The organism is Phyllobacterium sp. 0TCS1.6A, from assembly GCF_026420825.1.
Classification (GTDB): domain Bacteria; phylum Pseudomonadota; class Alphaproteobacteria; order Rhizobiales; family Rhizobiaceae; genus Phyllobacterium.
Window position 1 is genome coordinate 13,303 of the sequence record NZ_JAPMAB010000009.1, and the last position, 25,349, is coordinate 38,651.

At 61.1% G+C, this 25,349-nt stretch carries 25 protein-coding genes; 5 read left to right on the top strand and 20 right to left on the bottom strand.

Annotated elements, in window-relative coordinates; genetic code table 11:
- Positions 1-6: 6 nt before the first annotated feature.
- From OSJ75_RS17825 to OSJ75_RS17885, 13 genes are all read right to left on the bottom strand, one after another.
- Complete coding sequence (locus OSJ75_RS17825; protein WP_250019578.1) at positions 7-951, bottom strand: substrate-binding domain-containing protein; 945 nt, start codon at positions 949-951, stop codon at positions 7-9.
- Positions 952-1,057: 106 nt separating this feature from the next.
- On the bottom strand, positions 1,058-2,074 hold the full coding sequence (locus OSJ75_RS17830; protein WP_250019577.1) for an ABC transporter permease: 1,017 nt from the start codon (positions 2,072-2,074) through the stop codon (positions 1,058-1,060).
- Complete coding sequence (locus OSJ75_RS17835) at positions 2,071-3,624, bottom strand: sugar ABC transporter ATP-binding protein (RefSeq protein WP_267228963.1); 1,554 nt, start codon at positions 3,622-3,624, stop codon at positions 2,071-2,073. Before OSJ75_RS17835 ends, OSJ75_RS17830 begins: the two co-directional genes overlap by 4 nt.
- Complete coding sequence (locus OSJ75_RS17840; RefSeq protein WP_267228964.1) at positions 3,621-4,793, bottom strand: Gfo/Idh/MocA family protein; 1,173 nt, start codon at positions 4,791-4,793, stop codon at positions 3,621-3,623. The genes OSJ75_RS17835 and OSJ75_RS17840 overlap by 4 nt, the downstream gene beginning before the upstream one ends.
- 9 nt (positions 4,794-4,802) lie before the next feature.
- Positions 4,803-5,858 (bottom strand): sugar phosphate isomerase/epimerase family protein, encoded by a 1,056-nt coding sequence (locus OSJ75_RS17845; RefSeq protein ID WP_267228965.1) that lies wholly within the window; start codon positions 5,856-5,858, stop codon positions 4,803-4,805.
- 28 nt (positions 5,859-5,886) lie between these two features.
- Entirely contained in the window at positions 5,887-6,903 is a 1,017-nt protein-coding gene (locus tag OSJ75_RS17850) for a LacI family DNA-binding transcriptional regulator (RefSeq protein ID WP_250019598.1), read from the bottom strand.
- 132 nt (positions 6,904-7,035) lie between these two features.
- The gene (locus OSJ75_RS17855) at positions 7,036-8,307 is read right to left on the bottom strand and encodes a hypothetical protein (RefSeq protein WP_267228966.1); all 1,272 of its coding nucleotides are present in this window, start codon (positions 8,305-8,307) and stop codon (positions 7,036-7,038) included.
- Positions 8,301-9,143, bottom strand: a complete 843-nt coding sequence (locus OSJ75_RS17860) for a tetratricopeptide repeat protein (RefSeq protein ID WP_267228967.1) — start codon at positions 9,141-9,143, stop codon at positions 8,301-8,303. Before OSJ75_RS17860 ends, OSJ75_RS17855 begins: the two co-directional genes overlap by 7 nt.
- Positions 9,140-10,069, bottom strand: coding sequence for a VWA domain-containing protein (locus tag OSJ75_RS17865; protein WP_267228968.1), 930 nt, complete (start codon positions 10,067-10,069; stop codon positions 9,140-9,142). The genes OSJ75_RS17860 and OSJ75_RS17865 overlap by 4 nt, the downstream gene beginning before the upstream one ends.
- On the bottom strand, positions 10,066-11,043 hold the full coding sequence (locus OSJ75_RS17870; RefSeq protein WP_267228969.1) for a VWA domain-containing protein: 978 nt from the start codon (positions 11,041-11,043) through the stop codon (positions 10,066-10,068). The genes OSJ75_RS17865 and OSJ75_RS17870 overlap by 4 nt, the downstream gene beginning before the upstream one ends.
- Positions 11,040-11,504, bottom strand: a complete 465-nt coding sequence (locus OSJ75_RS17875) for a DUF4381 family protein (protein WP_267228970.1) — start codon at positions 11,502-11,504, stop codon at positions 11,040-11,042. Before OSJ75_RS17875 ends, OSJ75_RS17870 begins: the two co-directional genes overlap by 4 nt.
- Positions 11,488-12,390, bottom strand: a complete 903-nt coding sequence (locus OSJ75_RS17880) for a DUF58 domain-containing protein (RefSeq protein ID WP_267228971.1) — start codon at positions 12,388-12,390, stop codon at positions 11,488-11,490. Before OSJ75_RS17880 ends, OSJ75_RS17875 begins: the two co-directional genes overlap by 17 nt.
- A gap of 13 nt (positions 12,391-12,403) precedes the next feature.
- A complete protein-coding gene (locus tag OSJ75_RS17885) occupies positions 12,404-13,399 on the bottom strand; it encodes an AAA family ATPase (RefSeq protein WP_267228972.1) in 996 nt (331 codons plus the stop codon).
- Positions 13,400-13,752: 353 nt separating this feature from the next.
- Between OSJ75_RS17885 and OSJ75_RS17890 the strand changes: the two genes are divergently transcribed.
- Positions 13,753-15,759, top strand: a complete 2,007-nt coding sequence (locus OSJ75_RS17890; RefSeq protein WP_267228973.1) for a glycosyltransferase family 2 protein — start codon at positions 13,753-13,755, stop codon at positions 15,757-15,759.
- Positions 15,756-17,291, top strand: a complete 1,536-nt coding sequence (locus OSJ75_RS17895) for a DUF6212 domain-containing protein (RefSeq protein WP_267228974.1) — start codon at positions 15,756-15,758, stop codon at positions 17,289-17,291. Before OSJ75_RS17890 ends, OSJ75_RS17895 begins: the two co-directional genes overlap by 4 nt.
- 48 nt (positions 17,292-17,339) lie before the next feature.
- Here the strand turns inward: OSJ75_RS17895 and OSJ75_RS17900 are convergent, their stop codons facing one another.
- Both OSJ75_RS17900 and OSJ75_RS17905 read right to left on the bottom strand, forming a co-directional pair.
- A complete protein-coding gene (locus tag OSJ75_RS17900; RefSeq protein WP_267228975.1) occupies positions 17,340-17,663 on the bottom strand; it encodes a hypothetical protein in 324 nt (107 codons plus the stop codon).
- A 130-nt stretch (positions 17,664-17,793) separates the two neighbouring features.
- The gene (locus OSJ75_RS17905; RefSeq protein ID WP_267228976.1) at positions 17,794-18,543 is read right to left on the bottom strand and encodes an SDR family oxidoreductase; all 750 of its coding nucleotides are present in this window, start codon (positions 18,541-18,543) and stop codon (positions 17,794-17,796) included.
- Between the two features lie 97 nt (positions 18,544-18,640).
- Between OSJ75_RS17905 and OSJ75_RS17910 the strand changes: the two genes are divergently transcribed.
- Positions 18,641-19,546, top strand: a complete 906-nt coding sequence (locus tag OSJ75_RS17910) for an AraC family transcriptional regulator (RefSeq protein ID WP_267228977.1) — start codon at positions 18,641-18,643, stop codon at positions 19,544-19,546.
- A gap of 7 nt (positions 19,547-19,553) precedes the next feature.
- Here the strand turns inward: OSJ75_RS17910 and OSJ75_RS17915 are convergent, their stop codons facing one another.
- From OSJ75_RS17915 to OSJ75_RS17925, 3 genes are all read right to left on the bottom strand, one after another.
- Positions 19,554-20,723 carry an amidohydrolase gene (locus tag OSJ75_RS17915; protein ID WP_267228978.1) on the bottom strand — a complete coding sequence of 390 codons (1,170 nt, stop codon included), beginning with the start codon at positions 20,721-20,723 and terminating at the stop codon, positions 19,554-19,556.
- Positions 20,724-20,725: 2 nt separating this feature from the next.
- A complete protein-coding gene (locus tag OSJ75_RS17920) occupies positions 20,726-21,364 on the bottom strand; it encodes a GntR family transcriptional regulator (protein ID WP_267228979.1) in 639 nt (212 codons plus the stop codon).
- 101 nt (positions 21,365-21,465) lie between these two features.
- Positions 21,466-22,296: a helix-turn-helix transcriptional regulator gene (locus OSJ75_RS17925; protein ID WP_267228980.1), complete on the bottom strand. Its 831-nt coding sequence runs from the start codon at positions 22,294-22,296 to the stop codon at positions 21,466-21,468.
- Between the two features lie 96 nt (positions 22,297-22,392).
- On the opposite strand from OSJ75_RS17925, the gene OSJ75_RS17930 reads away from it, so the two are divergent.
- The gene (locus OSJ75_RS17930; RefSeq protein ID WP_267228981.1) at positions 22,393-23,292 is read left to right on the top strand and encodes an SDR family oxidoreductase; all 900 of its coding nucleotides are present in this window, start codon (positions 22,393-22,395) and stop codon (positions 23,290-23,292) included.
- A gap of 2 nt (positions 23,293-23,294) precedes the next feature.
- On the opposite strand, the gene OSJ75_RS17935 is transcribed toward OSJ75_RS17930, so the two are convergent.
- Positions 23,295-23,981 (bottom strand): alpha/beta family hydrolase, encoded by a 687-nt coding sequence (locus OSJ75_RS17935; RefSeq protein WP_267228982.1) that lies wholly within the window; start codon positions 23,979-23,981, stop codon positions 23,295-23,297.
- 9 nt (positions 23,982-23,990) lie between these two features.
- Positions 23,991-24,896: a S1C family serine protease gene (locus OSJ75_RS17940; RefSeq protein ID WP_250019556.1), complete on the bottom strand. Its 906-nt coding sequence runs from the start codon at positions 24,894-24,896 to the stop codon at positions 23,991-23,993.
- A 160-nt stretch (positions 24,897-25,056) separates the two neighbouring features.
- Here OSJ75_RS17940 and OSJ75_RS17945 point away from each other — a divergent pair, with 160 nt between their 5' ends.
- Positions 25,057-25,335, top strand: a complete 279-nt coding sequence (locus OSJ75_RS17945; RefSeq protein WP_267228983.1) for a DUF1905 domain-containing protein — start codon at positions 25,057-25,059, stop codon at positions 25,333-25,335.
- Positions 25,336-25,349: the final 14 nt, after the last annotated feature.

Consider the following 25,349-nt stretch of genomic DNA (forward strand, 5'->3'; position numbering starts at 1 on the left):
GCCGGATCAGAAGGGCGAATCCGGGAAGTAGAATTCCTGTGCGTTGTCCTTGGTTACCAGCGTCGCGTCCAGGATGTAGCTTCCGCGGACCGGCACCTGATCGTAGAAATGGGCAACCGTGAGTTCGAGCGCCGTTGCGATCATCGACGGCGGATAGAGCACGTTGATCGGGGTCATCGCATCGCCATCGGCAACGCGCTTGATCATGTCCTTCATGCCGGCACCGCCAATGACCATCTTGATGTCCGTGCGCTTCGCCTGGCTGATGGCTTCGAGCACGCCAACCGCCATGTCGTCGTCCTGGCACCAGACGGCATCGATCTTCGGGAACTTCGTCAGATAGTCCTGCATGACCTTGAAGGCATCGTCGCGCGACCAGTTGCCGAACTGCTTGTCGAGAACCTTGATGCCGCTGCCGGCAATGGCTTCGTCGAAGCCCTTCTGGCGCTCTTCGTCGATGACGATCGGCAGGCCGCGAATGACGACGACTTCGCCTTCCTTCAGCGTGTCCTTCAGGTACTGACCGGCGACGCGGCCAAGTTCCGGATTGTTGCCGGCGACATAAAGGTCCTGGATCGTCGGATCGGAAAGCGCCCGGTCGACGACCGTCACGAACACGCCCTTTTCCTTGACCTGGCGAAGCGGATCGGTCAGCTCATCGGAATTGTGCGGCAGGGTGACGAGAGCGTCGATGCCCTGTGTCGTCAGGTCCTCGAGCGCATTGGCCTGCGAGGCGCCGTCCGGAGAGGTCTTGACCGTGATGGTCAATCCCGGATGATTTGCCTGCAAGAGCTTGGCAGCCCGCTCGGCATGATAAACGACGCCGCCGGTCCAGCCATGATCGGCGGCCGGAATCGATACGGCGATATTCACCTTCTTGTCCTGTGCATAGGCGAATGTCATGGTCGAAGCGAGCGCCGCCCCCACCAGACCCATCATCAATTTACGCATGTAATCCTCCCACTATGATTTCGGGCCTTGATTGCGGCTCGGCGGGTGGCCCCTTTCCCCCGTCCCGTGAAGAGAGGCGGGCATTCCGCCTCCTTGAACTCCAGTTTCATGACTGTTTTTTCTTCTGCAAGGTGCGCTGCACCAGCATGGCGATGATGATGATCGTGCCCTGTACGGCGCCGATCAGATACTCGCTGACAATGTTGGAAAGCACCATGATATTGCCGACGACTTCGAGCATGAAGGCGCCGCAGATCGTGCCCCACACCCGGCCTACGCCGCCGCGAAGGGCCGTTCCGCCGATGACCACGGCGGTGATCGCCTGCAATTCCCACAGCAGGCCAGTCGTCGTCGTCGCCGCACCGAGGCGCGGGATGTAGACGATGACCGCAATGGCGACGCAGACGCCCTGCAGCACATAGGTCAGCGCCCTGACGCGATTGACATGGATGCCGGAATAGCGTGCGACGTCCTCGTTCGACCCTACGGCGATGACGTGACGGCCGAATGACGTCTTGTAGAGGATGAAGGCCGCAAGCAGACCGACGACGATGATGATCCAGACGGGAATGGGCAGCCCGAGGAACGAGCCGGTATAGACCGGCCTGAAAAGACTGCGCATCTCCGGCGATTTCATCGCGATCGACCCGCCATCGGCCAGCCAGACCGTTACCGAGCGGAAGATCGCCATGGTTCCGAGCGTGACGATGAAGGGCTCGATCCGGCCGATGGTGATGATCGCGCCATTGAGCAGCCCCGCGAGGGCCCCGACGCCGATCGCCACCACCACGCCGGCGCAGAGCATGGCCATATTGCCGTCGACAGCACCGGAATTGAGGAACAGCAGCATGATGCCGGCGACGAGCGCCGCCATGGAGCCGACGGAAAGGTCGAGCCCGCCGGCTGAAATGACGAAGGTCGCACCCACCGCGATGATGGCGATGAACGACGAGCGCGTCAGCACGTTGAGCAGGTTGTCGACGGAAAGGAAGTTGGGATTGACGAGGGTGCCGAGCACGAACAGGGCGGCAAGCGCAAGGAACGGCGCCAGCGCCGTCATGTCCAGATCCGCCAGTTTGCGTGCCGCGCCTGGCGCCGCCGTGCTTGTTTTCGTGTCGCTCATGCGTTCTCCGCGCTGTATAGCTCTGCTTCGTTGACTTTCACACCCGTGGCGTAGACGACGATCTCGTCCTCCGTCATCGCATCCCCGGTTACCTCACCGACGATGCGTTGCGACCGCATGACCAGGATCCGGTGGCAGACGCCGATCAGTTCCTGCATCTCCGAGGAGATGACGACGACCGATTTTCCCGATTTCGCCAGTTCGGATATGAATTTGTAGATCTGTTCCTTGGTGCCGATATCGATGCCGCGCGTCGGCTCGTCGATGATGACGATGTTCGGTTCGAGCAGCATCATCTTGGCCAGCAGCAGCTTCTGCTGGTTGCCGCCGGACAATTGTCCGGCCAGAAGATCGCGGCGGCGGGCGCGGATATCGAAATCGGTGATTGCCTGGTCGAGCCCGGCATTCTCGCGCTTGCGCTCGATGAGCGGACCGCGGGTGAATCTGTCGAGCGTGGCCAGGGTGAGATTGGTTCGCAGGTCCTGTTGCAGCAGCAAGCCCTTGCCCTTGCGATCCTCGCTCAGGTAGACGAGCCCCGCCGCCATGCTGTCGCGCACGGTCTTGAAGCGGACCGGCTTGCCTTCGAGCAGCACTTCCCCGTGATGGGTGCGCAGGCCGACTATGCCTTCGAACAGCTCGGTACGGCCAGCGCCGATAAGACCGGCAAAGCCGAGGATCTCGCCCTTGCGCAGCACGAACGAGGCATCCTTCGCATAGCCCGGCACGGAGAAATTGCGCACCTCGAGCATGACTTCATGCCCTGCGCTGTCTTCACGCTCCGGATAGAGTTTCGACATGTCCCGGCCGACCATGAGCCGCGCCATGTCCACCGGCTGCAGTTCCGAGGCAGCGCGCGTGGTGACGAGCTTGCCGTCGCGCAGCACCGTGATACGGTCGGCGATGGCAGCGACTTCCGGCAGACGGTGCGAGATATAAAGAACGGCGACGCCTTTCGCACGCAGCGCGCGGATCACATTCAGCAGCGCCTCCGTCTCGATCGGTGTCAGCGACGCCGTCGGCTCGTCGAATATCACGATGCGATGCGGTACCTGGAGCGCCCGCGCGATCTGCACGAGCTGCCGCCTCGCAATCGACAGGCGCGAGACCGGAACCGTCGGGTCGATCTCCGCGCCAAGGCTGCGCACGGCTTCGGCCGCCTGGCGGTTCATCTCGCGGTCGTTGACCATCAGGCCGCGCCTGAGTTCACGTCCCATGAAGATATTCTGCGCAACCGTCAGGTCGGGAGCGAGCAGGATTTCCTGGTGGACGAGAACGATGCCGCGATGTTCGGCATCGACGGGATTGTGGAACTCGACCGCATTGCCGTCCATCGCCACGGTACCGCGCGTCGGCTTCAGATGACCGCTGAGAAGCTTCATCAAGGTCGATTTTCCGGCGCCGTTCTCGCCGATAATGGCGTGAACCTCACCGGGCAATATCGTCAGATCGATATCCGTCAGCACCTCGACCGGGCCGAAAGCCTTGGCGATGCCGCGGGCTTCAAGCACCGGCTGTCCGGCGGATTGGTCTTTGGTATCGATCGTCGTCATACCTTGGTCCAGACGCCGCCCGCCTTGGACGACTTGACGGCTGCTTCGATGAATTCCATGCCAATGAGTCCATCTTCCACGGTCGGGAACAACACGTCTTTCGGCGTCTTCTTGCCCGTCCGCGCCGCGATGATCGCCTCGGCAGCTTCGGAGTATATATTGGCAAAGCCTTCGAGATAACCTTCGGGATGCCCGCTCGGCACACGCGTCAACCGCGCTGCCTCCGGCGTTGCGCCCGCACCGCCGCGGGTCAGCAGCTGCTTTGGCTTGCCGAAGGGGGTGAACCAGAGATAGTTCGGGTCCGCCTGCGTCCATTCCAGCCCGCCCTTGGTGCCGTATATGCGCAATTTGAGGCCGTTCTCATTGCCCGGCGCAACCTGGCTGGCCCAGATCATGCCCTTCGCACCGCCATCGAAGCGCAGCAATATCTGCACGTCGTCGTCGAGGACCCGGCCCTCGCCGAAGCTCGTCAATTCGGCGCAAAGCTGTTTCAGCTTCAGTCCCGAAACGAAACAGGCGAGATTATAGGCATGGGTTCCGATGTCGCCGATCGCACCGCCCGCGCCCGACCGCTTCGGATCGACGCGCCATTCGGCCTGCTTGGAGCCGGTGCTCTCCGTCTTCTCGGTCATCCAGTCCTGCGGATACTCGGCCTGGACGACGCGGATCTGACCGAGCAGGCCCTTCTCGACCATGGCGCGCGCCTGGCGCATCATCGGATAGCCGGTATAATTATGGGTGACGATGAACTGCTTGCCCGTCTTCTTGACGAGGGCGACGAGGTCCTTTGCCTCCTTGACCGTCGTCGTCAGCGGCTTGTCGCAGATGACATGGATGCCGGCCTTCAGGAACGCCTTCGCCGCCGGGGCGTGCATGTGATTGGGCGTGACGATCGACACCGCCTCGATGCCATCAGGCCTCTTGGCCTCGGCCTTCGCCATCTCCTCGAACGAGCCATAGGCCCTTTCATCGGCGATGCCGAGTTCGCGCGCCGATGCCTTGGCGCGGGCCGCGTCCGAGGACAGCGCGCCGGCGACGAGTTCGAACCTGTCGTCCATGCGCAGGGCGATGCGGTGCACGGCGCCGATGAAGGCGCCCTGGCCACCGCCGACCATGCCGATCCTGATTTTCCGGCCGGTTGCCTTTTCCTTCGAAGCTTCGATAGCCATTGCGCCCTCCTATTTCAGACCAAGAATGCGGCGGTTTGCGGCGTCGTCCGTGCCGGCGCCGGCGAAATCGTCAAAAGCCCGTTCCGTGACGCGGATAAGATGCGCGCGGATGAAATCGGAGCCTTCGCGGGCGCCGTCTTCCGGATGTTTCAACGCGCATTCCCATTCGAGTACGGCCCAGCCATCGAAATCATAGGCAGTGAGCTTGGAGAACACCGAGCCGAAATCGACCTGCCCGTCGCCGAGAGAGCGGAAGCGGCCGGCGCGGTTCACCCAGGACTGGAAGCCGCCATAGACACCCTGGCGGCCGGTCGGATTGAACTCGGCATCCTTGACGTGAAACGCTTTGATCCGCTCGTGATAAATGTCGATATAATCGAGGTAATCGAGCTGCTGCAGCACGAAATGCGAGGGATCGTAGAGAAGATTGGCGCGCGGATGATTGTTTACCCGCTCCAGGAACATCTCGTAGCTGATACCGTCATGCAGATCCTCGCTCGGATGTATCTCATAGGCGGCGTCGATGCCCTGCTCGTCGAGATAGTTCAGGATCGGCGTCCAGCGCCTGGCCAGCTCGTCGAATGCCGCTTCCACGAGCCCCGCCGGCCGCTGCGGGAACGGATAGAGGAATGGCCATGCCAGCGCACCCGAAAATGTCGGCATCGCCTTCAGGCCGAGATGGCGCGAGGCCCGCGCCGCACGCTTCAGCTGATCGACTGCCCATTCCTGACGCGCCGCCGGATTGCCATGCACTTCCGGTGCGGCGAAACCGTCCATCAACTCGTCATAGACGGGGTGAACGGCTACCAGCTGACCCTGGAGATGGGTCGAAAGTTCGGTGATCGTCAGCCCATGCGCGGCCGCCACGCCGGCGATCTCGTCGCAATAATCCTTGGAATCCGATGCTTTCTTCAAGTCGATAAGGCGGGAATCCCACGCCGGTATCTGGATGCCTTCGTAGCCCATTTCAGCCGCCCAGCCGCACATGGCGTCAAGCGTGTTGAACGGAGTCTCGTCTCCAGCAAACTGCGCGAGGAATATGGCCGGTCCCTTGATCGTCTTCATCTCTGTCTCCGATTCCTACCAATGATGTTCATGGAATATTGTCCCTGAGAAAAATATCGATGCGGATATGTTCCTGGCCGGTCACTATGGGACGCCCTTCGCGCAGCGCCGTCAATATGCGCGCCGTGCTGCGCGCCATATGGCCGGCATCCTGGTTGATGAGCGCGTCTACCGTTCCCTTCACCAGATGGCGCCGCGTCGACGCCGTGAGTTCGTGCGCGACGAATACCACCTTCGATGCGCGATTGGCGGTTTCGAGCGCCGACATGACGCCGAGCTGGCCGCCGCCGGCATTATAAATGGCAACGAGATCCGGATGATCATTGAGGAGCGAACGGGCGACGGCCTCGACGCGGGCATTCTCGTCCCGGGCCTCGCGGACCGGCAGGACTTCGAGATTGGGGTATTCGCGCGAGATGACCTGTTCGAAGCCGAACTGCCGCTCCACATGGTCGCGCAGCGCCAGCGAGCCGGCGATCATCCCGACCTTGCCCTGGCGCGCGCCGACGAAACGGCCGATCAACGAGGCGGCAGTGCGCCCCGCCGCGAAATTGTCGATGCCAACGAAATGGGCGCGGCGCGAGTTCGGCACGTCGGAAACCAGCGTCAGCACCACTGTTCCCGCATCGGCCAAAGCGTTGATCGCCTCCGTTACCGCCGGATGATCCAGCGCCACCACTGCGACGCCATCGATGCCGGACGGCAGCTTCTCGAGCGCTGCCGCCAGCGCTTCGCCATCGAACGTATCGACATATTGGATCGTGAGGCGCACACGGTCCTGGAGCTGCCGCTCGCGCGCCGCCTGAAACTCCGCGGCCAGTGCGTTCATGAATTCATTTTCGCCGGTCGGCAGCACGATACGGAAGTCATAATCGCGTGTACGCGCCAGGCGGGAAGCATGGGGATCAGGAAGAAAACCGAGTTGCTTGATGGCCGCATTGACGCGCTGGATGGTGCGTGCATGCACGCCAACCCTCCCATTCACCACGCGATCGACCGTTGCCAAGCTTACCCCGGCTTCTCGGGCGACGTCTTCAAGCGTCATCTTAACCACGAGAAATCTCCTCCGGGGAAACTCGTAATCGAAAGGAATGAGGTATGCAACTCTTTTTGATCGGTTCTGATGGGAAATGAGGTGAGGCTTGCGGCAGGCCGGCGTCCTTGCGATCGACGGCAATTACCGGGTGAACCGCTTCACAATGCGGGCAAGCGAGGCCTTGTCGGCCTGCTGCTTGCCAAACACCATGGACTCCAGATTTTCAATTGCAGACCGTGGGTGTCCATCAACCTGCCGCTGCAATTGCCAGACCAGGGCGGCATCGCCATCATTTGCAGCGCGCTTCATGCGAAGGCCGGTCCTATAGGCTCGCCAGCGCAGCGCAATTTTCGCGATTTGCGCCCGGAACTGCCTGGAACAGAAGAACAAAGTCACGATCAAGGCGCCAAGATAGGCGATCGCAATCAAGGCACGATCGATTGTAAGCATTCCTCGCGCACCAGTACGCTCGACGATGCCAAGCGACCGCTCCATGTCTGCGAGTGTCGGACCGGTATCCTTCAGCGCAACGGTACGTCCGGGAATGATTATCCGCTCCATGGCATTCCGGTCCGTATTGTACCAGGGGATTTCAATTGCCGGCAGGGCTGCAGGGTCGCCGGAAACCGGGCGGATGGTCCATGAATAGGTCACTGATGAAATCGGACCTTCTCTGCCCTCGACAATTTTGTAGGGGCCTGGTTTCTTGAGTCTCGGCAGCTGGTTCAGCGGTTTGCCCAGGCCGATCTCGGTCTTTCGCACCGGTGCCGCCGGAACAACGATCAATCCCGACGCCCTGATTTCCGGACGCGGCGGCAGCTGGTCGTCGGTCACGCCCACCCCGGTTAAGGTGATAGACCTTTTCACCGATTGGCCGATGTCGATGCCATCCGGATCGCGGCTCCACTCCTCCTTTGCGGTGATGCTGCGGGCGGCAAGCCACCAGGAACTCGCATCCGTCAATTCCGGTGCGACCTGAATTGTCACGGGTTCGGTTTGAATGACCGTCGATACCCGGGCGCCGTCCCGGTCGATATAAGTCAGGTTCTGGATGAATGGCGGTATCACCAGATTGCCGCTTTGCTGGGCAAACACGGCGATGACCTGCTCGAAGCCGCGCACTTGAGGACTGTTTTCGACAGTGTCGGACCATTCATCCGTGCCAATGAGCATCCAGCGAAAACCGGGAAGCGCAGGTTGCTGCGTTTTGACGAGCGCGACAGGCCTCGTATAGGTGCCTCGCAGCCGCAGCAGGATCATCTCCTGCACGAAGGGCAGTCGGTCCGTCTGATCGACATCGACCCAGATACGCGCGACGGGTTGGGGTTGATCCTGAGCCCGTGCCATTGTTCCGGCCACGGCAAGCGTGAGAGCCAACAGGATCATGCGCGCCGTTGCAGCCCAGCTTACCATAGCGAATCCTTCGACTGAACGGCAATTCCCTGCTCCTGACGCTGCTTGTGCTCGGCTGCAATTCGCAACCGCAGGAACCTGACCGGATCGTCCGGGATTTGTGCCAGCCATTGCAGCGTGGCCTGTTCCGTTTCCAGCCTCGCTTCCGAAGCGTCCTGTGCGGGCACGGTATCGTCGACGCTGGCCCGGGTAGTCTGACCGCCATTTTTGCCGGCACTGCCGCCGCTATCCGTCGCCGCGCCCTTGGACGACCCCATCCCGGCCTGCAGTTCACTGTCGCGCGCCTCGCCGCGGCGATCGACCTTGCTGCTGCCTGCCATCTGCGCATTGCCTGCGGCTTCGCGCTGTCCGGCCATTCCGTCGCCGGATGTCGACTTCGTTCCCGCATCATCGTCGGAAGCATCGTTCTCGCCGCCTTGTTTTTCCTTGGCCGCCGTCGAACTCGCAAGACCGGCTACAGTGTCCTCGGCTTCCTTCCGGCTCTGCATCAGGGATTGGACGAGCTGGCGATTGGCATAGGCCGCATTGTCGCCCGGGTCGCGCTTGAGAGCGATGTCGTAGGCCCTTACGGCCAAGGGAAGATTGCCGCCGCGCGCGAGGGCGTTACCGAGATTATAGGCGGCTTCGGCACTCCGGGTGGCTTGCAGGGCTGCGATCGCGGATTTGTACTCGCCGGCCCGATAATAGGCGACACCACGCCAGGCTGGATCGGTCAGCATGTGCGCCGCAATATCCGGATAGCCCGCCCAGAGCACCAGGCGGCCGGCCCGATCATTGGAGATGAGCAAAAGGATCGCCACTATCAACAGGAGGAGCGCGAGCAATGATTTTTTCATATCCGCCTCCCGAACAGGCCGAGGAAGGGTATGGCGGCGAGGATCAGCATGTAACGGCCAAGGTCCAGCCACGCCAGTGCGGTATAGCCGTTTTTCTCGAGCTTCTGCCCAAGAGGTAGATCCAGCGCCGAGAGCAGCGGCGATAGATCGGCCGTATCCGCGAGAATGCCTCCGCCTTCGGCTGCCAGCCGCACAGCTCCGGCCCGGTCTGGCGCCGGCATATTGGCATCGCCCTGCGCCGAAGCGACAAAGAGGACGTTCGCCCTGCGCCCTGCCTTGCGCAGCGCCCTCGCCGCCTCGATCGCAGCAGGGTCGACGCCGCCGCCGTCCGTAACCAGAACGAGGTCGCCACCGATCATGTCGGCATCGGAAAACATGGTCTGCGCCAGCGTCATGGCCCGCGCCGGGGCGCTGCCCTGCTCCGCAACGACGTTGGAAAGGTCTCCGCCCAATAGCGGATACAGCATTTGCCGGTCAGCACTGAAAGGGCTGCCGAGATAGGCGTCTCCCGCGAAGAGAATGAGACCGACCTGCTGGCTCGCAGCGCTGTTGTCTATCAGATGCGTGGCTGCGATCTGCCCGTCGGTCACCGCTCCGCTATCGATCATGGATTTCGATGTATCGAGGGCGACGATCACGCCGTCGAGGTTGCGAAAGCTGCTACTGGCCGGGTTGCGGACCGCCGGACCCCCCAGCGCCGTGGCGATGATGCCGGCCACTATCAACCAGATCGACAATCGCGGACCACCTTTGCCGCGTCCCTTGAAGGCGCCGCGCTTTTCCAACGCGCGCAGCAGCGGTGGATCGGTTGCGCGCACCCAGTCCCCGCCATGGCCGCGGTCACGCAGGATGAAGCCCAGCGCCACCAGCAAGGGCGGAACGATCAGCCACCATGGACGGAGAAAAACAAATTCGGACAGGTTCATATGGCTCTCCGCGCTGCGAACAAGCCCACCAGGCACAGAAGCAAGGCAAGGCCGGCCGGATAGGGCCACAGGTTGTGCTGTACGAGGACCGATGGAGAGGCTACGCTGCTCGTCTCCAGCTTGTCCAGGGATGTTGCAAGCTTGCGAAGATCATCATTGGTCTCGATCATAAAGCTTTCACCACCGCTTGCCTTGGCGATATCGGCAAGCGTGATCGCATCTCTCTTGGGCGCAATCGTCGCTGAACTGACGTTTTCGTCGAGATCCGTGCCCAGCATGATCGTATGCACCTTGATCCCCAGAGTCTTGGCGAGCCGGGCCGCCGACTCGGCACTGGTCGCCCCCGCCGTATTCGCACCGTCGGACAGGAGGATCACCACGCGGGAGCGGGCCTGCGACCGCCGGAGAATTTTCAAGGACAGGCCCAATCCGTCACCGATGGCGGTGGAGCGTCCGACCATCCCGATCTCGACATTTCTCAGAGCCGTTTCGACGGCGGAAAGATCGAATGTCGGTGCCGCGGCAAGAAACGGCTCATCCGCGAACATCACAAGTCCCACCCTGTCGCCGGAGCGGCCGCGCAGAAACTTCGCGCCGATTTCCTTGACCACTTCGATGCGTCGGGTGGAGGTACCGTCGAGCGAGAAATCCTTGCGTTCCATGCTGCCGGAGAGATCGAGCGCCAGGATGATGTCGCGGCCCGAAACCGGCAATGCGGCGACGGGCTGTATGAGCTGCGGTCCCGCGAGGGCCAGCACGCCCAGCAACCAGACCGTCCAAAGGATCGCCGCAAGGCTGCGCTCGTCGCCCAGGATGCCGGTCTGCACACCGTCGATGTTGTCGAAAACCACAGACGAAGGGACCGTCAAAGTTCTCGCCTGATGCCGCCGCGCTTTCAACAGCCGCGCCGCAAGCAGCGGTAGCGGTATCGCCAGAAGCGCCCAGGGCGATGCAAAGGAGAAGCCCTCGATCATGACCTTCTGCCTTGCAACAGTTCGCGGAGCGTGGCTCCTAGTTCGGCGCTCCTGAACGGTGGTTGCCTCGAATAGAGGCCATCGAGCAAGACACGACCGTTGCCCTTGCGGAAGAATTCTGTACTGAAGAGATTATCGAGTTCCTCCAGCCAGTCTTCTCCCTGTTTGCGTGCCGCACCATCGCCCGCAACGATTTTCACATAGCCGCGCATCAACGAGGCCTGCGCTGCCAGACGCTCGTCGTCGCCAAGACTTTCCACTTCATCGATCGCAGCGATGAAACGCTGTTCAAGAGAAGCAGCTTTTCTTCTGTTGCGGTAAGCGAGTGCCATCTGGATGATTATCGCCGTTATCGCACCGGCAAGCAGCGCGACGGCCATCTGCTCCCAAAGCAAGGACGCCGGGACTGCAGGCAGGCGAATGGCTTGCAAGGCATTGAGCGGATCAGCTGTATCGGCCATGAAGTTCGCCCAAAGAGTTGATCTGTGCTTCCGGTTCGGTTTCGCTGTGGAATTCTACGATGCGAGCACCCAGGCTTTCGATCCGACGCAGCATTTCCTCGCGTTTTTTGCGGACCGGACTCGTGTTCGAAACAATTCGCACGCCCCTGACCGCATCGCGGGTCTCGAATGGAAACATCCCGGCTGGCGCATTCCGTTCGAAAGCATCGCTGATGCAGGCAATCTTCAGGTCGCAGCGATGCAGAACCAACTGCACGGCGTCTTCGAACTGTTCACCCCTGTCATCGAGATTGCTTGCGAGCACGATCGTTCCGCCCCTGGGCAATGCCTTGGCTGCAATGCGCAATGAGGCGTCCAGGGGGATGACGGGCCTTGCCGATGGCAGATCGAGCGATTGGCCGTGCGCCTTCAGCATGCCGGAAATCACCGAGAGCATGCCACGGTCCGATGGAGCAGCCCTTACCAACAGCGGTTCGATCCCGCCGATGGCAAGCAAACCGACCCGCCCGCCGAATTCCGTGGCGCGCCAGCCTGAAAGCGCCAGGATCTCGGCAGCAGCGACGGACATGAACACCCGCCTCGTTCCGAACTGCATCGCAGGCCTGAAATCGGCAAGCAGCAACGTCGTGTGTTCCCTTTCTTCCCGAAAGGTCTTTACGTGGGGCACACCGGTGCGAGCCGTGGAGTTGCGGTCGATGGTGCGAATGTCGTCGCCATAGGTCCACAGCCTGATGTCGTCGATTTCGCTGCCGCGGCCCCGTCGCCTGGTTGCAATGGGACCGGGCATGGACTGGGTTCTGATATTCCGGTTCTGCCTGGCGTTTGCCGCAGCGTGCTTCAGCAGGATCAGCGCCGTTGTATCAATGAAGGTGCCCTTGTCGCTCATTTGGGATACCGACCTACAGGGGCACGATACGATCGAGGATCGTCGCAATCACGCCGCGAGGCGTATCGCCTTCCGCTATCGCTTTCCAGGTCAGGCCGAGGCGGTGGGCGAGGACATCTCCGGCGAGAGCCTGAACATCCTCCGGCGTGCCGTAGTCGCGACCACCGAGAAATGCGCGCGCCTTCACCGTTGCCGCGAGCGAAAGGGAACCGCGTGGAGACACTGAATATTCGATCTTGGCTCTCGTATCCGCGCCTCCCGTTTCATCCCGGGTCGCCATTACCAGCCGGACGATGTAGTCCTTCAAGGCTGGCGACAGATGAACCGCGTTGACCTGCAGCCTTGCCCGCTGAATTTCGCCGATACTGATCTTCTCGCCGACAACAGGAACGCTACCGCCTCGCTCCTGTTCGACCAGATCGAGAATCTCACGCTCCGCCGCAGCATCTGGAAAATCGACGGTGACGTGAAAAAGAAACCGGTCGAGCTGGGCTTCGGGCAGCGGAAACGTGCCTTCATGTTCAATCGGATTCTGCGTGGCGACGACCATGAAGGGATCGGGCAAGGGATAGGTTTTTCCCGCTGCCGTGACCTGCTGCTCTGCCATGGCCTCCAGAAGTGCCGATTGTACCTTGGGCGGGGCGCGATTGATCTCGTCCACCAGGATCAGCGAATGGAATACCGGGCCTGCAACGAATTCGAAGGTGCTTCGATCGGGCCGCCAAATCGGCGTGCCGGTCAGATCCGCTGGCATCAGATCCGGCGTGCACTGTATTCTCGCAAAGGTCGTGTCAACATGATTTGAAAGCTGCTTGACAGCTCTGGTCTTGGCGAGCCCCGGCGCACCTTCGATCAGCACATGGCCGCCGACGAGCAGTGCCATAAGCAGCCTGTCGACGAGGGCAAGCCGCCCTATCAAACCGGCTTCGAGATTTTGGGCAAGCCGATTGAACCTCAGCCCGATATCCGTCTCGTTCCCGGTGGAGAAATCCTGGTTCACGCCTTCCATAAAACTTTCCCAGTCTTATGGTGCCCGAAGCAGACGATAGCCAAATCCTGGAAATGTTCAAGGAGAGATCAGAGACAAGAGGTGTATGGATGAACAGCTCTAAAAGAATGCCAACAACGCCTGTGCGTCAAACATGGTTCATTTCCGGTTCACATTGGAACCGTAGACTTCAGTGACAAAAAACAAGCAGCAGGAACAAGCGTGCGCCAAAATTGCCTGATTTCCATCTGATGGACGGGACGGGGGGGCGACAGGACACAGGTCATGAAAGATTTTCGGCAGGAAGAGCGGTGCTTCGTACTGGGAGCCAGCGGCACGTATGATCCATCCTTGCAAGATCGGGAGGCCCGGCATTGAACCCGTTCGTTGCCAAGGCGGCCATTGTCATCCCCGCCCATGGCCAGCCTTTCCTCACTTACGAAGCGCTGCACTCGGCCCTGGCCCAGATCACGGATTTCGACTACGCGGTTGTCGTCGTCAATGACGGCTGTCCGACGGAAGAGACCCATGTGGTCTGCCAGAGCTTCGCCACGGCCTTCCCCGAACGCATCTTCTACCTTGCGAAGCGGAATAGTGGCCTGAGCGCTGCGCGCAATTCCGGGATTGAATTCGCACTCGCCGCATTTCCCGAACTTGAAGCAGTGTATTTCCTCGATTGCGACAATCGTATTGGCCCGCATTTGCTACAGCGCCTCCTGGATGCGCTCCGTGCTTCCGGGCCGGAAGTCGGCTGGGCATATCCCGACGTGGGCAAGTTCGGCTTCGCGGAACACGCCGACACGTCCGGCCCATATTCGCCTCTGGAGCATCTGTTCCGCAATTTCTGCGAAGCCGGCAGCATGGCGTCGCGGCGAATGCTTGACGCCGGAATACGTTTCGACACCGAAATGCGTCAGGGAGTCGAAGACTGGGAATTCTGGCTACAGGGCCTGGAGAAGGGTTTCCGTGGAATTCATGTCCCGGATACCGGCTTTGCCTATCGCAGAAGAGGTGAAAGCATGCTCGTTGCCGCGGAACGGGAGTTTGACGCTATCAAGCGCTTCATCCGCAATCGTCACCCGGATCTTTACAACACCCGCCATGTCCTGGGACTGGAGGTGGAGGCCCGCTCACGCTACGCGGTTTTTCATCCGGACACCGACATGGTCAGTTGCTTCACTGCGGCCGATGATCTGGAAACATTGACCAGAACCGAATTCACCATCCGCCTTCTACGATCTGGCCAACGTCCTTCCTATGGCGCGTGCCCCGGCCAGTTGATTGTCATGACTCAATCGCTGTTCGAGGCATTCCGCGCGGGCGGTATACTGGCGGGGGTGCTGTGGACGCTGGAATGCGCGCTCGCTCGGGCGACCATCGTCAGTTGCCTGGCGAGGAGACGCCCCGCTGCACGCGCCACCATAGACTGGGCAAAGGGGCAGCCCAGCGACATGGACCAGCCGGCAGACCTCTGGCCGGAAACGATATGGGCGGTGGAGAGCAATGTACTGGTCCGTCATGCACTGTCCAGTACAGTCGATATTCGTCGCGGCGAGATGCAAAGCAGCAAGCGCTATCATCATATACCACTGCGGCTGCAATATTCCGGCCTGACGCCGCCGGTGCAATCCCGTGGAGGCCCAGATGGCCTCGTCACGCTGTGTGATGGAATTGTAAAGGCGGCCGAGAGTGAGCATTATTCATTGTGGAACTCCATTCCCATGGACCGTTACCGTTCTCATCCTGCTTTGCCACGCCATGTATATCCGGAACTGTTTAATGTGCCGTCGGTTCTGCCGGCTCGAACGTCCGGAGGAAAGAGGCACGTTGCGTTCATATTGTCATCGGCGGAAGCTCGGCACATAAAGATTGCCGAAGACCTGGCACGGGCCTTGATGAACCGGGAAACCGTGCTCCATCTGGTTATTTTCGGCACCGCCAGTCCCGACGTCACCGCTGGCTCGATCTTCTCCGAAACGATCGTTCTGTCGCTGCCGCACCTGCTGGACGGCGTCCGGTTCGATACATATCAGGCGGCCGCGCTTCCCCGGCTGGAGCCGGCGCATATGAGCGACGCGGTCGGCGCCATGGCTGCCTACGATCTCGTGGTTAATGTGGAAGGTCAGCTGGCGCACTCTGCGATGGGGTCGCTCAAGCGGCTCAATGTGGAAACATGGCTGCTGCTCGGGGGGCAAGCGAGCAAGGTGACAAACGCCGATATCAGCGCCTGTTCTGCCTTTGAGCAGGCATACCGATCCATCATTGTTCCTGACACGGATTCTGCCCATTTGTGCCGGGCCTTCGGAATACCCGAAACGAAACTGCGTCTATGGCAGGACCTCGTGCAATCGGACGACCATGTCCTGGCGGATATTGCATGATGCTGCACGCGCCGGCTCACATGCTGTCAAGGCTTTACGATGGCAATCCGAAGGTCCTGGTTCTCGCCGACGGCCTGATACCATTCGGTCGCGCGCAAACGCATCTGGATCACTACCTGTTCGCCCAGGGCCAGGACGGTCGGTTCGTATTGCAGGGAGCCAACGACGAAGCTGGTCTTCACGCACTCGAGCTTCCCCCGACAAATGTATGGGCAATCTGGGTGCCGGCTCCGGTCAGCGCTGCGACACTTGAGCAAATGAAAGACTGGTGCATCGGCAAGGGTGGCGAGCGTTTCGAAGCAGTGATCGTCGAGGGCGGACACGATGAGCTTGTGCAGGCACTGCTTGGCCGCTCGCTGCAAGAGACAAGGAGGCTGGCAGACTCGAATGTCGCATTGATGCGCGACGTCGCGGCAATGCGTGAAAGCTGGGAAAGCCACGTCCGCATTCCGGCAGAAATCGAGCAGCTCCTGCAGAATTTACGGCTCAGTTCGCCTCGCCTGATATTCGACAATGGAGAGACGCCTGGCCAGCGGACGTTGCCGGTCGGGCCATCGGAACGAGCCTGCATTGTCCAGCGCCTGCCCATCGGTGCGCGCGGCCTGCTTGGGTTCGATTTGCGCCTGACTGGCGTCAGCGATCCGCGCGGCTCTCTCTTCGCCCGGCTGGTTGCGCGCGACACGGGCGCAGTGCTCGCCGAGGGCCGGACGACATCGCACAATCTTTCTGCCGGTTGGCTGCCGTTCCGATTGCAGCGGGCCATGTCAATTTCCGCGCATGCGACCGATCTTCATATCTGGACAGAGAGCGACAGCGGCGGACCCGTGGCCGAGTTGGCGATCGTAAGGACAGGTTTGCTGTCGGAATTTCAAGTTGCTCAGGATGGCGCCGACGCGCGCGACCCGGAGGTTCCCCACATGCTGGCGCTGCGCCTGTGGGGTGGCCTGCCCGGTGTCGATATCCTTTCCGCCGAGGGAGAGCTCGGCAATGGACCGCTGGCGGCGTTCACCATGTCCGTGCCCGATTTGGTCGTGCAGTCAGTGTCGTTGACGCGCGAACTGTCGGCTCCCTACCCGGTATTCGGGTACATGGAACATGGCAAGGTGCTGTTGCGTCCGCTCAAATCCATTCCCTCGGCCGCCGTATTGAGGCTGCCCCCGACGCGGGGACTTGTCGAGGTTTCCTGTGAAATATTCATCGATGACAAACGCTGCGAAACGCCGGGACTTGGCGCGCGCATCGTCGTGACCCGCAGAGGGGCCACGGTGGAAGAGGCGGAAAACGCAGAAGGTGCGCTTGCAGCTACGGACTGGGTCGAACTGAACGAGCCGCTAAAGACATCGAAACTCATCGCCCGTTTGCCGGATATATGGAACGAGCCGGTGGACGTGCATCTCTTCTCCCGCTTGCCGAAGCCCGGACCCGTGCCGCCGTATGGACGCGTCGTGTTCAAGGGTTTCGAAACGCAGGTGCATGCGGGCTCGGCCTGGGAGCGATCCCCCGTCATGCTGCAGGCATCCGGTCCAGCCTGAGAGCGCCATCGCGGCGATCCTGTTCCTTGCAACCGGACGTGCGAGAGATCAGGTCTTGCTTGAACGCCTGTGGAGCGCACGCGCGACGTAGATACCTCCGACCAGGCCGACAATGACGCTCATGGTCATGTTGCGCGTTGAATCATCCTTCACAATCGGGCGGACCATGACCGATCCATCCCGGGATTCCGCATATTGTGGCCCGCGCAGAATGAAAAAGCCCTGTGCCGCCGCGAAAAATGCTACGCCTGCAACGACACCCAACAAAACAGCTCGCTTGTTGGCGAAAATACTATTGCTCATAATGTTCCTGGTTTCCTGGTCGATATGGTCACGCTGCCCTTCGGCTTCACGCCTCGACAGGACAATCATGAGGGTTCGGATAACGCCTCAAACCCTGTAGATCAAGTCGCTCATGGCGAATTGTTGACGACTGCGCACATGGCTTGCAGGCTTGCCCGCGAAACCATGTGCGTCATCCTGTGGCAGGCCCGAACGGGTGTCAGCCCGCCTCGGCCATCCACTGCACCGCGTCCGCGCCCGCCGGAATCCTGAGTGGCGCATTGGCCTCCGTGGCCGCCTGCCAGACAGCCTCCGCCACATCGCTCGCATGGGTCACCGGACCGCCCGCCGCTTGGAAATCGGCGAAAATTCCTTCGATCAGCGGCTTGTAGTCAGGATAGTCGAGCCCGCGCAGGTGCGGCATAGCGTTATCGCCGAACTGGGTTTCGGGCGAACGGCCGGGGAGCACGATATGCACGCGCACGCCGAACGACTCGAGTTCGACCGCCAGGCTTTCGGTGAGCGCATTCACCGCCGCCTTGCTTGCGCGATAGACGCTGACGAGCGGCAGCGGCTTGAGCGTCACCGTGGAGGTGACATTGACGATCACGCCCGCCCGGCGCTCGCGGAACCCCGGCAGCACCGCCTGCAGCATTGCCAGCGTGCCCAACGTGTTGGTCTCGAACAGTTGGCGTGCGGTCTCTGGCTCGATCAGTTCGACCGGCACCGCGGCGCCAAACCCGGCATTGTTGACGAGCACGTCGATTTGCCCGGCCTTTTCCATCGCGCGGGCAATACTCGACGGATCGGTGACATCGAGCGGCAAGACCAGGAGATGGTCCGATGCCGGCAGGAGGTCGGTCCTGGGGTTGCGCATGGTGGCGATCACTCTCCAGCCACGATCGAGGAAGAGTTTCGCGGTTTCGAGGCCGAAGCCTGAGGAACAGCCGGTAATGAGGACGGTGGGCATGATATTGCTCCAATTGTTGAAAGTGATATGGAGATAGTCCCCAAACGTGATACCTTCTATGGGTGAACGTCTCGAATTCATTAGCGATAGTCCAGACATGACCGCCGACCCACTTGCCGAAATCGTGACCCTGCTCCAGCCATCGGCCAGTTTCTCGAAGCTGGTCGAATATGCCGGGCGCTGGCGTATCCGCCGCGACGTCGAGGGTAGGCCCGTCTATTTTGCCGTTCTGGAAGGCGAGTGCCGCGTTGTTGGCGCCAACCAGCCGCCATTCATAGTGCGCGCCGGTGATTTCGTATTGTCGCCGTCGAGCAACAGGCAGGTCATCGAGAGCATCGACGCGCCACCTCATGGCGTTGACATGCTGCCGGTCGAGCTTGGCGAAGGGCGCTTCCGGGTTGGCCGGACTAGCGCGCCTGTCAACCTCCGGATGCAGGTCGGCGTGTGCAGCTTCGCATCGCCGGACGCCGCCCTTCTCGTGTCCTTGCTCCCGGCGATGGTGGTGGCGCGGGGCGAACCGCGGCTTGCTACGCTCATGCAGTTGGTCGGCGACGAGACCCGGCAATCACGACCCGGGCGTGAACTGGTGCTGGAACGCCTGCTGGAGGTGCTGCTGATCGAGGCACTGCGCTGTGGCGCCGACACGGCGTCGGTACCAAGCCTGGCGCGCGGGATCACCGATGATCGCCTGGTTCTGGCCTTGCGCGCAATGCACACGAGACCGGCTCACGGCTGGACGGTTGCCGATCTTGCCGCCGAGGCGGCAATGTCGCGCTCTGCCTTCTTCGCCCGCTTCAACCGCGTCGTCGGACTGCCGCCGATGGAATATCTGCTCACCTGGCGCATGGCGCTCGCCAAACGCCTGCTGCGCACGCGCGAATTCGCGATTCCGCAGGTCGCAGCCCGCGTCGGCTATGGATCGGCGAGCACGTTCAGCACTGCCTTTGCCCGGCACGTCGGCATGCCGCCGGCGCGCTATGCGCGGGATGGAGCGCCTGGTTGAACCCTGCCTAGTTGCTCCTCGCCTCGACGAGCGATGCAAAGTAGGAGGCCCCGAAGGGCAGCGCTTCGTCGTTGAAATCGAACCACGCACTATGGAGGATGCGGCCGTTGTCGTCCGGTCCATTGCCGATCCAGCCATAGCATCCCGGCCGGTCTTCGAGCATGAAGGCGAAGTCCTCGACGATCATCGTCTGCGGCGGGTTCGTATCGATCCTGTTGAACACGACCGATCCCGCGGCTTCCGCCGCTCGGGCGGCAGCCCCCGCATTGATCAGCGTCGGATATTGCTGGACATAAGACACCGTGCCCTGCGCGCCGGTCGACATGCAGATGCCTTCGACGACACGCCGGACCGCCGTTTCCGCAGCCGCGCGCGCTGCGGGAGAAAACGCCCTCACGGTGCCCCGGATCGTGATCGTGTTCGGCAAGACATTATAAGCATCGCCACCGTGAATTTGCGTGGCGCTGACGACGATAGCATCCAGGGGATCGACATTTCGCGCGGAAATCTGCTGGAGCGCCACGAGGATATGCCCGGCGGTCAGGACGACATCAGCCCCCTTGTGCGGCTGTGCCGCGTGCATTCCGGTGGACGTCACCTCGATCTCGAACGCATCGCCGGAAGCCATCATCGGCCCCGCCTTCACGGCGAAGGTTCCGATCTCCATTCCGGGCCAATTGTGCAATCCGTAGATCTCGTCGCAGCGAAATTTGTCGAACAGCCCTTCCCGGATCATGCGGGCGGCGCCGCCGTCTTCGCCTCCCATCTCCTCGGCGGGCTGGAATATGAAAACGACGCGGCCGGAGAAATCCCTGGTCTCGGCCAGATAACGGGCAGCGCCGAGCAGCATCGTCGTGTGCCCGTCATGACCGCAGGCGTGCATGACGCCGCTCTTCGTCGAACGATGCGGGAAATCATTGCGCTCTTCGATCGCAAGCGCATCCATGTCAGCCCTCAGCCCTATGGAGCGTCCACTTTCACGGTTGCCATGAAGCACGCCGACAACGCCTGTCCCACCCACGCCTTCGGTCACTTCGATGCCGTAGGAGCGAAGCTTTTCCGCGACGAAGCTGGCGGTCGCATATTCCTGGTAGGAAAGCTCTGGATTGGCGTGAAGATGATGCCGCCACCGGGTCATTTCATCGTGAAATTCGGCGATTCTGTTCTTGATGGGCATCTTCAGTCTTTCCGCGTTCGTATGTCGCGATGGGCAAGCCGCAAATGCTCGCCCAGCGCCGCAATCGCGCCAGCCTCGTCGCCATCCCGGCAAGCCTGAAGCAATATTCGGTGTTCTGCCGCCGACTTTTCGGGGCGCGCGACGATGGAACTCGCGATCACTTCTGCCAGAGCCGATGCCTTGTTCAGTTGCTCGATGGTCCGCAGCAGCGTCTGCCGGTTCGAAGGACGATAGAGAGCGTGGTGAAAATCCCAGTTCAGAGCGGAGAGCCTCGAAGGCTCGTCTTCTGCGTCTGCCGCGTCGAGTGCCATCTCGGCCCTGGCAAGATCGAGCTTCGTGATCTGAGGAAAGGCGGATCCGAGCGCCAGCGGCTCCAAAAGCAGCCGCATCTCGAACAGATCGTCGATCATTCCCCGGTCAAGCTCTGCGACCCTCGCTCCCTTGTAGCCGGTCGTTTCGACCAATCCCTCTTCGGCAAGCGATTGGAGAGCGTGTCGCAGCGGCGTGCGGCTGACGCTCAACTGCTCGGACAATGCTTCCTGCCGCAGCGGCTGGCCCGGCTGCAACGTGCCGTTCAGGATCAACGTCCTGATCTTGACGGCGGTCGATTCTGCCTGTGTCTTTTGCGTATCCGAAATCATAATTGTATCCAATATTGATTTCGACTTGCCCTGTCAATGCCGTACGGTCACCGGCGATCCAGGTCAGGATGCTGCGGGAGTTCGGCAAACTGGCCTCGCCTTCAGCAGGCGCCGGCAATCAGTGAGCGAAACTGTTCCGTCACCTCGGAATTTGCCGGACTGTAGACCATCATGTTGAGATCGGACCGGCCTTCGACCGCGAAGGTCGAGAATTCCAGATCTATCCGTCCAAGGATCGGGTGGTGAAGGCTCTTGATGCCTTCGCGCGTGGTCGTGATTTCATTGTCGTCCCACATCGCCTTGAATTCCGGGCTGCTGGCCGAAAGTTCCTCGACCAGTTGGCGAATTTCCACGCCTGCCCCGGCGCGTGCAGCATCGGCCCGGAATGCGCCAACGACATAACGCGCGACGGTGCGCCAGTCGTCCTGCGCGGCGCGCATGCGCTCATCGGAGAACATCATGCGAAGAACGTTGCGTTTCTCCCTGGGCAGTTTGGCATAGTCCGTCAGTATCACGGCTGCTGCCTTGTTCCACGCCACCACATCCCATGTCGCGGTTCTGATGATGGCGGGGCTGAAGGGCATGGCGTCCAGTACGTGCTGCAGCCGGGGCGTGATGCCATCGTGCTGGCGGTAACGCGGCTCGGGAGGATGTCCGAAAGCGAGAATATGGAGATGATCACGCTCGGGCTCGGTCAGCATCAGCCCCTTTGCGATGCGATCGAGCACGTGGCCGGACGGCGCTCCGCCCCGCCCCTGCTCCAGCCAGGTGTACCAGGTCGGGCTTATATTGGCGAGCAGCGCAACTTCCTCGCGCCGCAAGCCCGGCGTGCGGCGGCGCCCCGGCTGAAAGCCGAATGAAGCCGGTTCAAGGCGCATGCGGCGGTCACGCAGGAATGTGCCGAGAGCATTTTCTGTGACGTTGTCGCTCATGCGATCCTGTTGGCAATTATACTAGGATAAAGTCACTACTTTAACAGGACAATTTTCCATGAGATCACCCGGCACGTCAATACATGGAGATTTCATATGCGTGTTTTTCTGACAGGTGCCACCGGGTTCATCGGGTCCCGGGTCCTCCGCGAGCTACTGGCGGCTGGCCATGAGGTGACAGGCGTCACCCGTTCCGACGCCGGAGCGAAAGCGCTGGCCAGCGCCGGTGCGTCCGCTCATTTCGGAACGCTTGAGGACCCCGCAAACCTGGCCAAGGGAGCCGAGAATGCCGACGCGGTCATCCACACGGCGTTCGACCATGACTTCTCGAACTTCGTGGCCAATTGCGAAAAGGATCGCCGCGTCATCGGCGCGCTCGGGTCTGTCCTGAAGGGATCCGACCGGCCGCTGCTCATCACGTCGGGCGTCGGCATCGGCGATCCGGGCAATGGCGAGCCGGCGCGCGAGGATGTATTCGACGCCGGTCATTTCAATCCGCGCATAGCGTCGGAACTGGCCGGGCAGGAACAACTCGAGGCGGGCGTCAATCTCGGCGTCGTTCGGCTTCCGCAAGTACACGACACCGTCAAACAGGGTCTGATTTCACCTTATATCGCCATGGCGCGTGAAAAGGGCGTTGTCGCCTATGTCGACGAGGGCGCCAATCGCTGGGCCGCGGCTCATGTGGATGATGTGGCGAAGCTCTACGTGCTGGCGGCCGCTCGCACCGAACCTGGCCTCCGCTACCATGCAGTGGCCGAAGAGGGTGTTTCCGCGCGCGATATCGCCGAAACGGTGGCCACCGGCCTTGGATTGCCAGCCATCTCGCTCTCGAAAGACGAAGCGCAAGCCCATTTCAGTTGGTTCGCCATGTTCGCTGCGGCAGACATAACGGCTTCGAGCGCACTGACGCGGCAGAAGCTGGGTTGGCTGCCGACTGGTCCCAGCTTGCTCAGCGACCTCAAGGACATGGACTATTCGGTGATGCAGGCCTGAGGTCAGGCAGCGGATGCGGGGCCGCCCCTGACGCCGTCCGCTGCCGCTGAGGCCACGGTCAACGCGTCAGCCCAGGCCGCGGCCCGCGCAGCCATTGTTGCCAGATGGTCCGCCATGACAAATCCGGATACGCTTTTGCGCGGCCTGAAATCATGATCGCCATCCTCGAGCCAGAGCATCTCGATCTTGTCCGAGAGCCTATATCCGGCGACCTCGTCCCGGCTGCCAAACTGATCGCGAGTGCCTTGGACTATAAGCGTTGGCGTGGTCATCTCGGCGAGATGCGCCGTGCGTTGCTGTTGCGGCTTGCCGACAGGATGAAAAGGATATCCGAGACAAAGGAGCCCATTGATTTTGCCGGAAGCATGAAGTTCATCTGCAATCATGCTGGCAACGCGGCCGCCCATGGATTTGCCGCCTATGAACAGAGGCCCGCGCGCATCGAGTGCTTCCACCGCGGCCAGATATTCCGGAATGAGACTTTCGGCACGGGGCGGCGGCTTTCTGCCGGCCGATGTTCGCCGCCCTGCCATGTAATCGAATTCGAAACGCGCAACCCGAAAACCTACCCCCGCCAGTGAGCGGGCGATGGCTGTCATTGCATCGGAATCCATAGGCGCACCGGCCCCATGAGCGAGCAGGATTGTCCGACCGCCAGTATCGTCGCCATCGATAAGAAAATTTGCCATCGTCCGGATCTACTGCAGTTGAGGCTTCTTCAGGAAGCTGTTGCGATCAGCCGTCTTTATTCGCAGCCATGCCTCCCGTCCGTTGCGGATGACCCTTAGCGGTATCTCTGATCCGACCGGCCCGCTCGTCCATACTTTTCGGTAGAAATCGGCCAAGCCGTTGATCTCGGCGCCTTCGATTTCGGAGATGATATCGCCATCGCGCAAGCCGGCCTCGGCGGCCGGGCCTTTCGGCGAAACGCTCATGACAACGACCTTGCCATTGCTCTCGGCAGAAAAAGCGCCAAGCCAGGGGCGCGGCGGCTTGTTGACCCTGCCCTGCACCAGCAGATCGTCGAGGATCGGAAGCAACAGGTTTATCGGCACGATCATGTTTATGTCGGCCCGGTCTTCATTCATCATCATCTGCAAATGCAAGGAGCCGATACCGAGAAGCTTTCCGTCCTGGTCGAAGAGCGCGGCACCACCCCAGGACGGATGTGCCGGTGCGATGAAGATCGCTTCGTCCAGAAGATATTCCCAGTATCCCGCAAACTCCTGCTTTGCGACAATTCTTGACCGCACCGTCTGCCCGAGCCCGTCGATCAGCGCTACGGGGCTACCCAATGATGCAGCACTGGCGTCTCCGAATTTCACCGAAGGAAGGTCGAGCGGAGCCATGGGCAGTATCAGACCGAACCCGCTTTCCTGATCGTAGGCGAGGACGTGTCCGGGCACCACATGCCCATCGTGTCGGGTCAGCCAGATCTCCTCGGCTTCCGTGATCAAATAGCCGATCGTCAGCAATAGTCCGTCTTCGCGGATGACGACAGCGCTACCTTCTCTGACTGTCCCCAGTGCCGGCGCGGTGAAGGCATCGTCCGGGATCACAGACCGCAAAACTACGATTGATTGTGAGAGCTCGTTGGTCGTCATGACATCCATCTCAAGCGGAGGAATAACTTATCCTCTATGAAAACAGCGGATCGTGTTCAGCATCGCACATTCGGCCGTGCTGTCAAAACAGCTGGCCTCTCCCTGTCGGATTTGCCCAGCGTCGTGCGTCCTAGAGATATAATGCCATTGGAGTATGACGATGCAACAGACATTGGACGAAGCTTTCGAAGCAACAATCCAGAGGAGCCCGGCCAAGGGCGGCTGGACCTATGTGGTCTGGCCGCACTCGGTGGAGTTCTTTGGTACCCGGGGACTGATAAAGGTTCGGGCGGTCGCCGAGGGCGTGCCATTTCAGAGCTCTTTCATGGCTCTCGGGGATGGCCGGCACAAGCTGCCGCTCAAGGGCGACCTGCTCAAATCGATCGGCAAGCAAGCCGGCGAGATGATCAGGATCAGACTGGTCGAACGGTTGAGCTAGGGACAACGGCCAGC

Excerpts from the sequence above, each read along its gene's own strand:
- OSJ75_RS17870 (WP_267228969.1), bottom strand. The coding sequence starts at position 11,043 with ATGATCGAGGGCTTCTCCTTTGCATCGCCCTGGGCGCTTCTGGCGATA.
- OSJ75_RS17875 (WP_267228970.1), bottom strand. The coding sequence starts at position 11,504 with ATGGCCGATACAGCTGATCCGCTCAATGCCTTGCAAGCCATTCGCCTG.
- OSJ75_RS17935 (WP_267228982.1), bottom strand. The coding sequence starts at position 23,981 with ATGGCAAATTTTCTTATCGATGGCGACGATACTGGCGGTCGGACAATC.
- OSJ75_RS17925 (WP_267228980.1), bottom strand. The coding sequence starts at position 22,296 with ATGAGCGACAACGTCACAGAAAATGCTCTCGGCACATTCCTGCGTGAC.
- OSJ75_RS17850 (WP_250019598.1), bottom strand. The coding sequence starts at position 6,903 with ATGACGCTTGAAGACGTCGCCCGAGAAGCCGGGGTAAGCTTGGCAACG.
- OSJ75_RS17885 (WP_267228972.1), bottom strand. The coding sequence starts at position 13,399 with ATGGAAGGCGTGAACCAGGATTTCTCCACCGGGAACGAGACGGATATC.
- OSJ75_RS17825 (WP_250019578.1), bottom strand. The coding sequence starts at position 951 with ATGCGTAAATTGATGATGGGTCTGGTGGGGGCGGCGCTCGCTTCGACC.
- OSJ75_RS17860 (WP_267228967.1), bottom strand. The coding sequence starts at position 9,143 with ATGAAAAAATCATTGCTCGCGCTCCTCCTGTTGATAGTGGCGATCCTT.
- OSJ75_RS17945 (WP_267228983.1), top strand. The coding sequence starts at position 25,057 with ATGCAACAGACATTGGACGAAGCTTTCGAAGCAACAATCCAGAGGAGC.
- OSJ75_RS17835 (WP_267228963.1), bottom strand. The coding sequence starts at position 3,624 with ATGACGACGATCGATACCAAAGACCAATCCGCCGGACAGCCGGTGCTT.
- OSJ75_RS17880 (WP_267228971.1), bottom strand. The coding sequence starts at position 12,390 with ATGAGCGACAAGGGCACCTTCATTGATACAACGGCGCTGATCCTGCTG.
- OSJ75_RS17895 (WP_267228974.1), top strand. The coding sequence starts at position 15,756 with ATGATGCTGCACGCGCCGGCTCACATGCTGTCAAGGCTTTACGATGGC.
- OSJ75_RS17915 (WP_267228978.1), bottom strand. The coding sequence starts at position 20,723 with ATGCCCATCAAGAACAGAATCGCCGAATTTCACGATGAAATGACCCGG.
- OSJ75_RS17830 (WP_250019577.1), bottom strand. The coding sequence starts at position 2,074 with ATGAGCGACACGAAAACAAGCACGGCGGCGCCAGGCGCGGCACGCAAA.
- OSJ75_RS17910 (WP_267228977.1), top strand. The coding sequence starts at position 18,641 with ATGACCGCCGACCCACTTGCCGAAATCGTGACCCTGCTCCAGCCATCG.
- OSJ75_RS17905 (WP_267228976.1), bottom strand. The coding sequence starts at position 18,543 with ATGCCCACCGTCCTCATTACCGGCTGTTCCTCAGGCTTCGGCCTCGAA.
- OSJ75_RS17865 (WP_267228968.1), bottom strand. The coding sequence starts at position 10,069 with ATGAACCTGTCCGAATTTGTTTTTCTCCGTCCATGGTGGCTGATCGTT.
- OSJ75_RS17930 (WP_267228981.1), top strand. The coding sequence starts at position 22,393 with ATGCGTGTTTTTCTGACAGGTGCCACCGGGTTCATCGGGTCCCGGGTC.
- OSJ75_RS17940 (WP_250019556.1), bottom strand. The coding sequence starts at position 24,896 with ATGACGACCAACGAGCTCTCACAATCAATCGTAGTTTTGCGGTCTGTG.
- OSJ75_RS17840 (WP_267228964.1), bottom strand. The coding sequence starts at position 4,793 with ATGGCTATCGAAGCTTCGAAGGAAAAGGCAACCGGCCGGAAAATCAGG.
- OSJ75_RS17900 (WP_267228975.1), bottom strand. The coding sequence starts at position 17,663 with ATGATTGTCCTGTCGAGGCGTGAAGCCGAAGGGCAGCGTGACCATATC.
- OSJ75_RS17855 (WP_267228966.1), bottom strand. The coding sequence starts at position 8,307 with ATGGTAAGCTGGGCTGCAACGGCGCGCATGATCCTGTTGGCTCTCACG.
- OSJ75_RS17845 (WP_267228965.1), bottom strand. The coding sequence starts at position 5,858 with ATGAAGACGATCAAGGGACCGGCCATATTCCTCGCGCAGTTTGCTGGA.
- OSJ75_RS17920 (WP_267228979.1), bottom strand. The coding sequence starts at position 21,364 with ATGATTTCGGATACGCAAAAGACACAGGCAGAATCGACCGCCGTCAAG.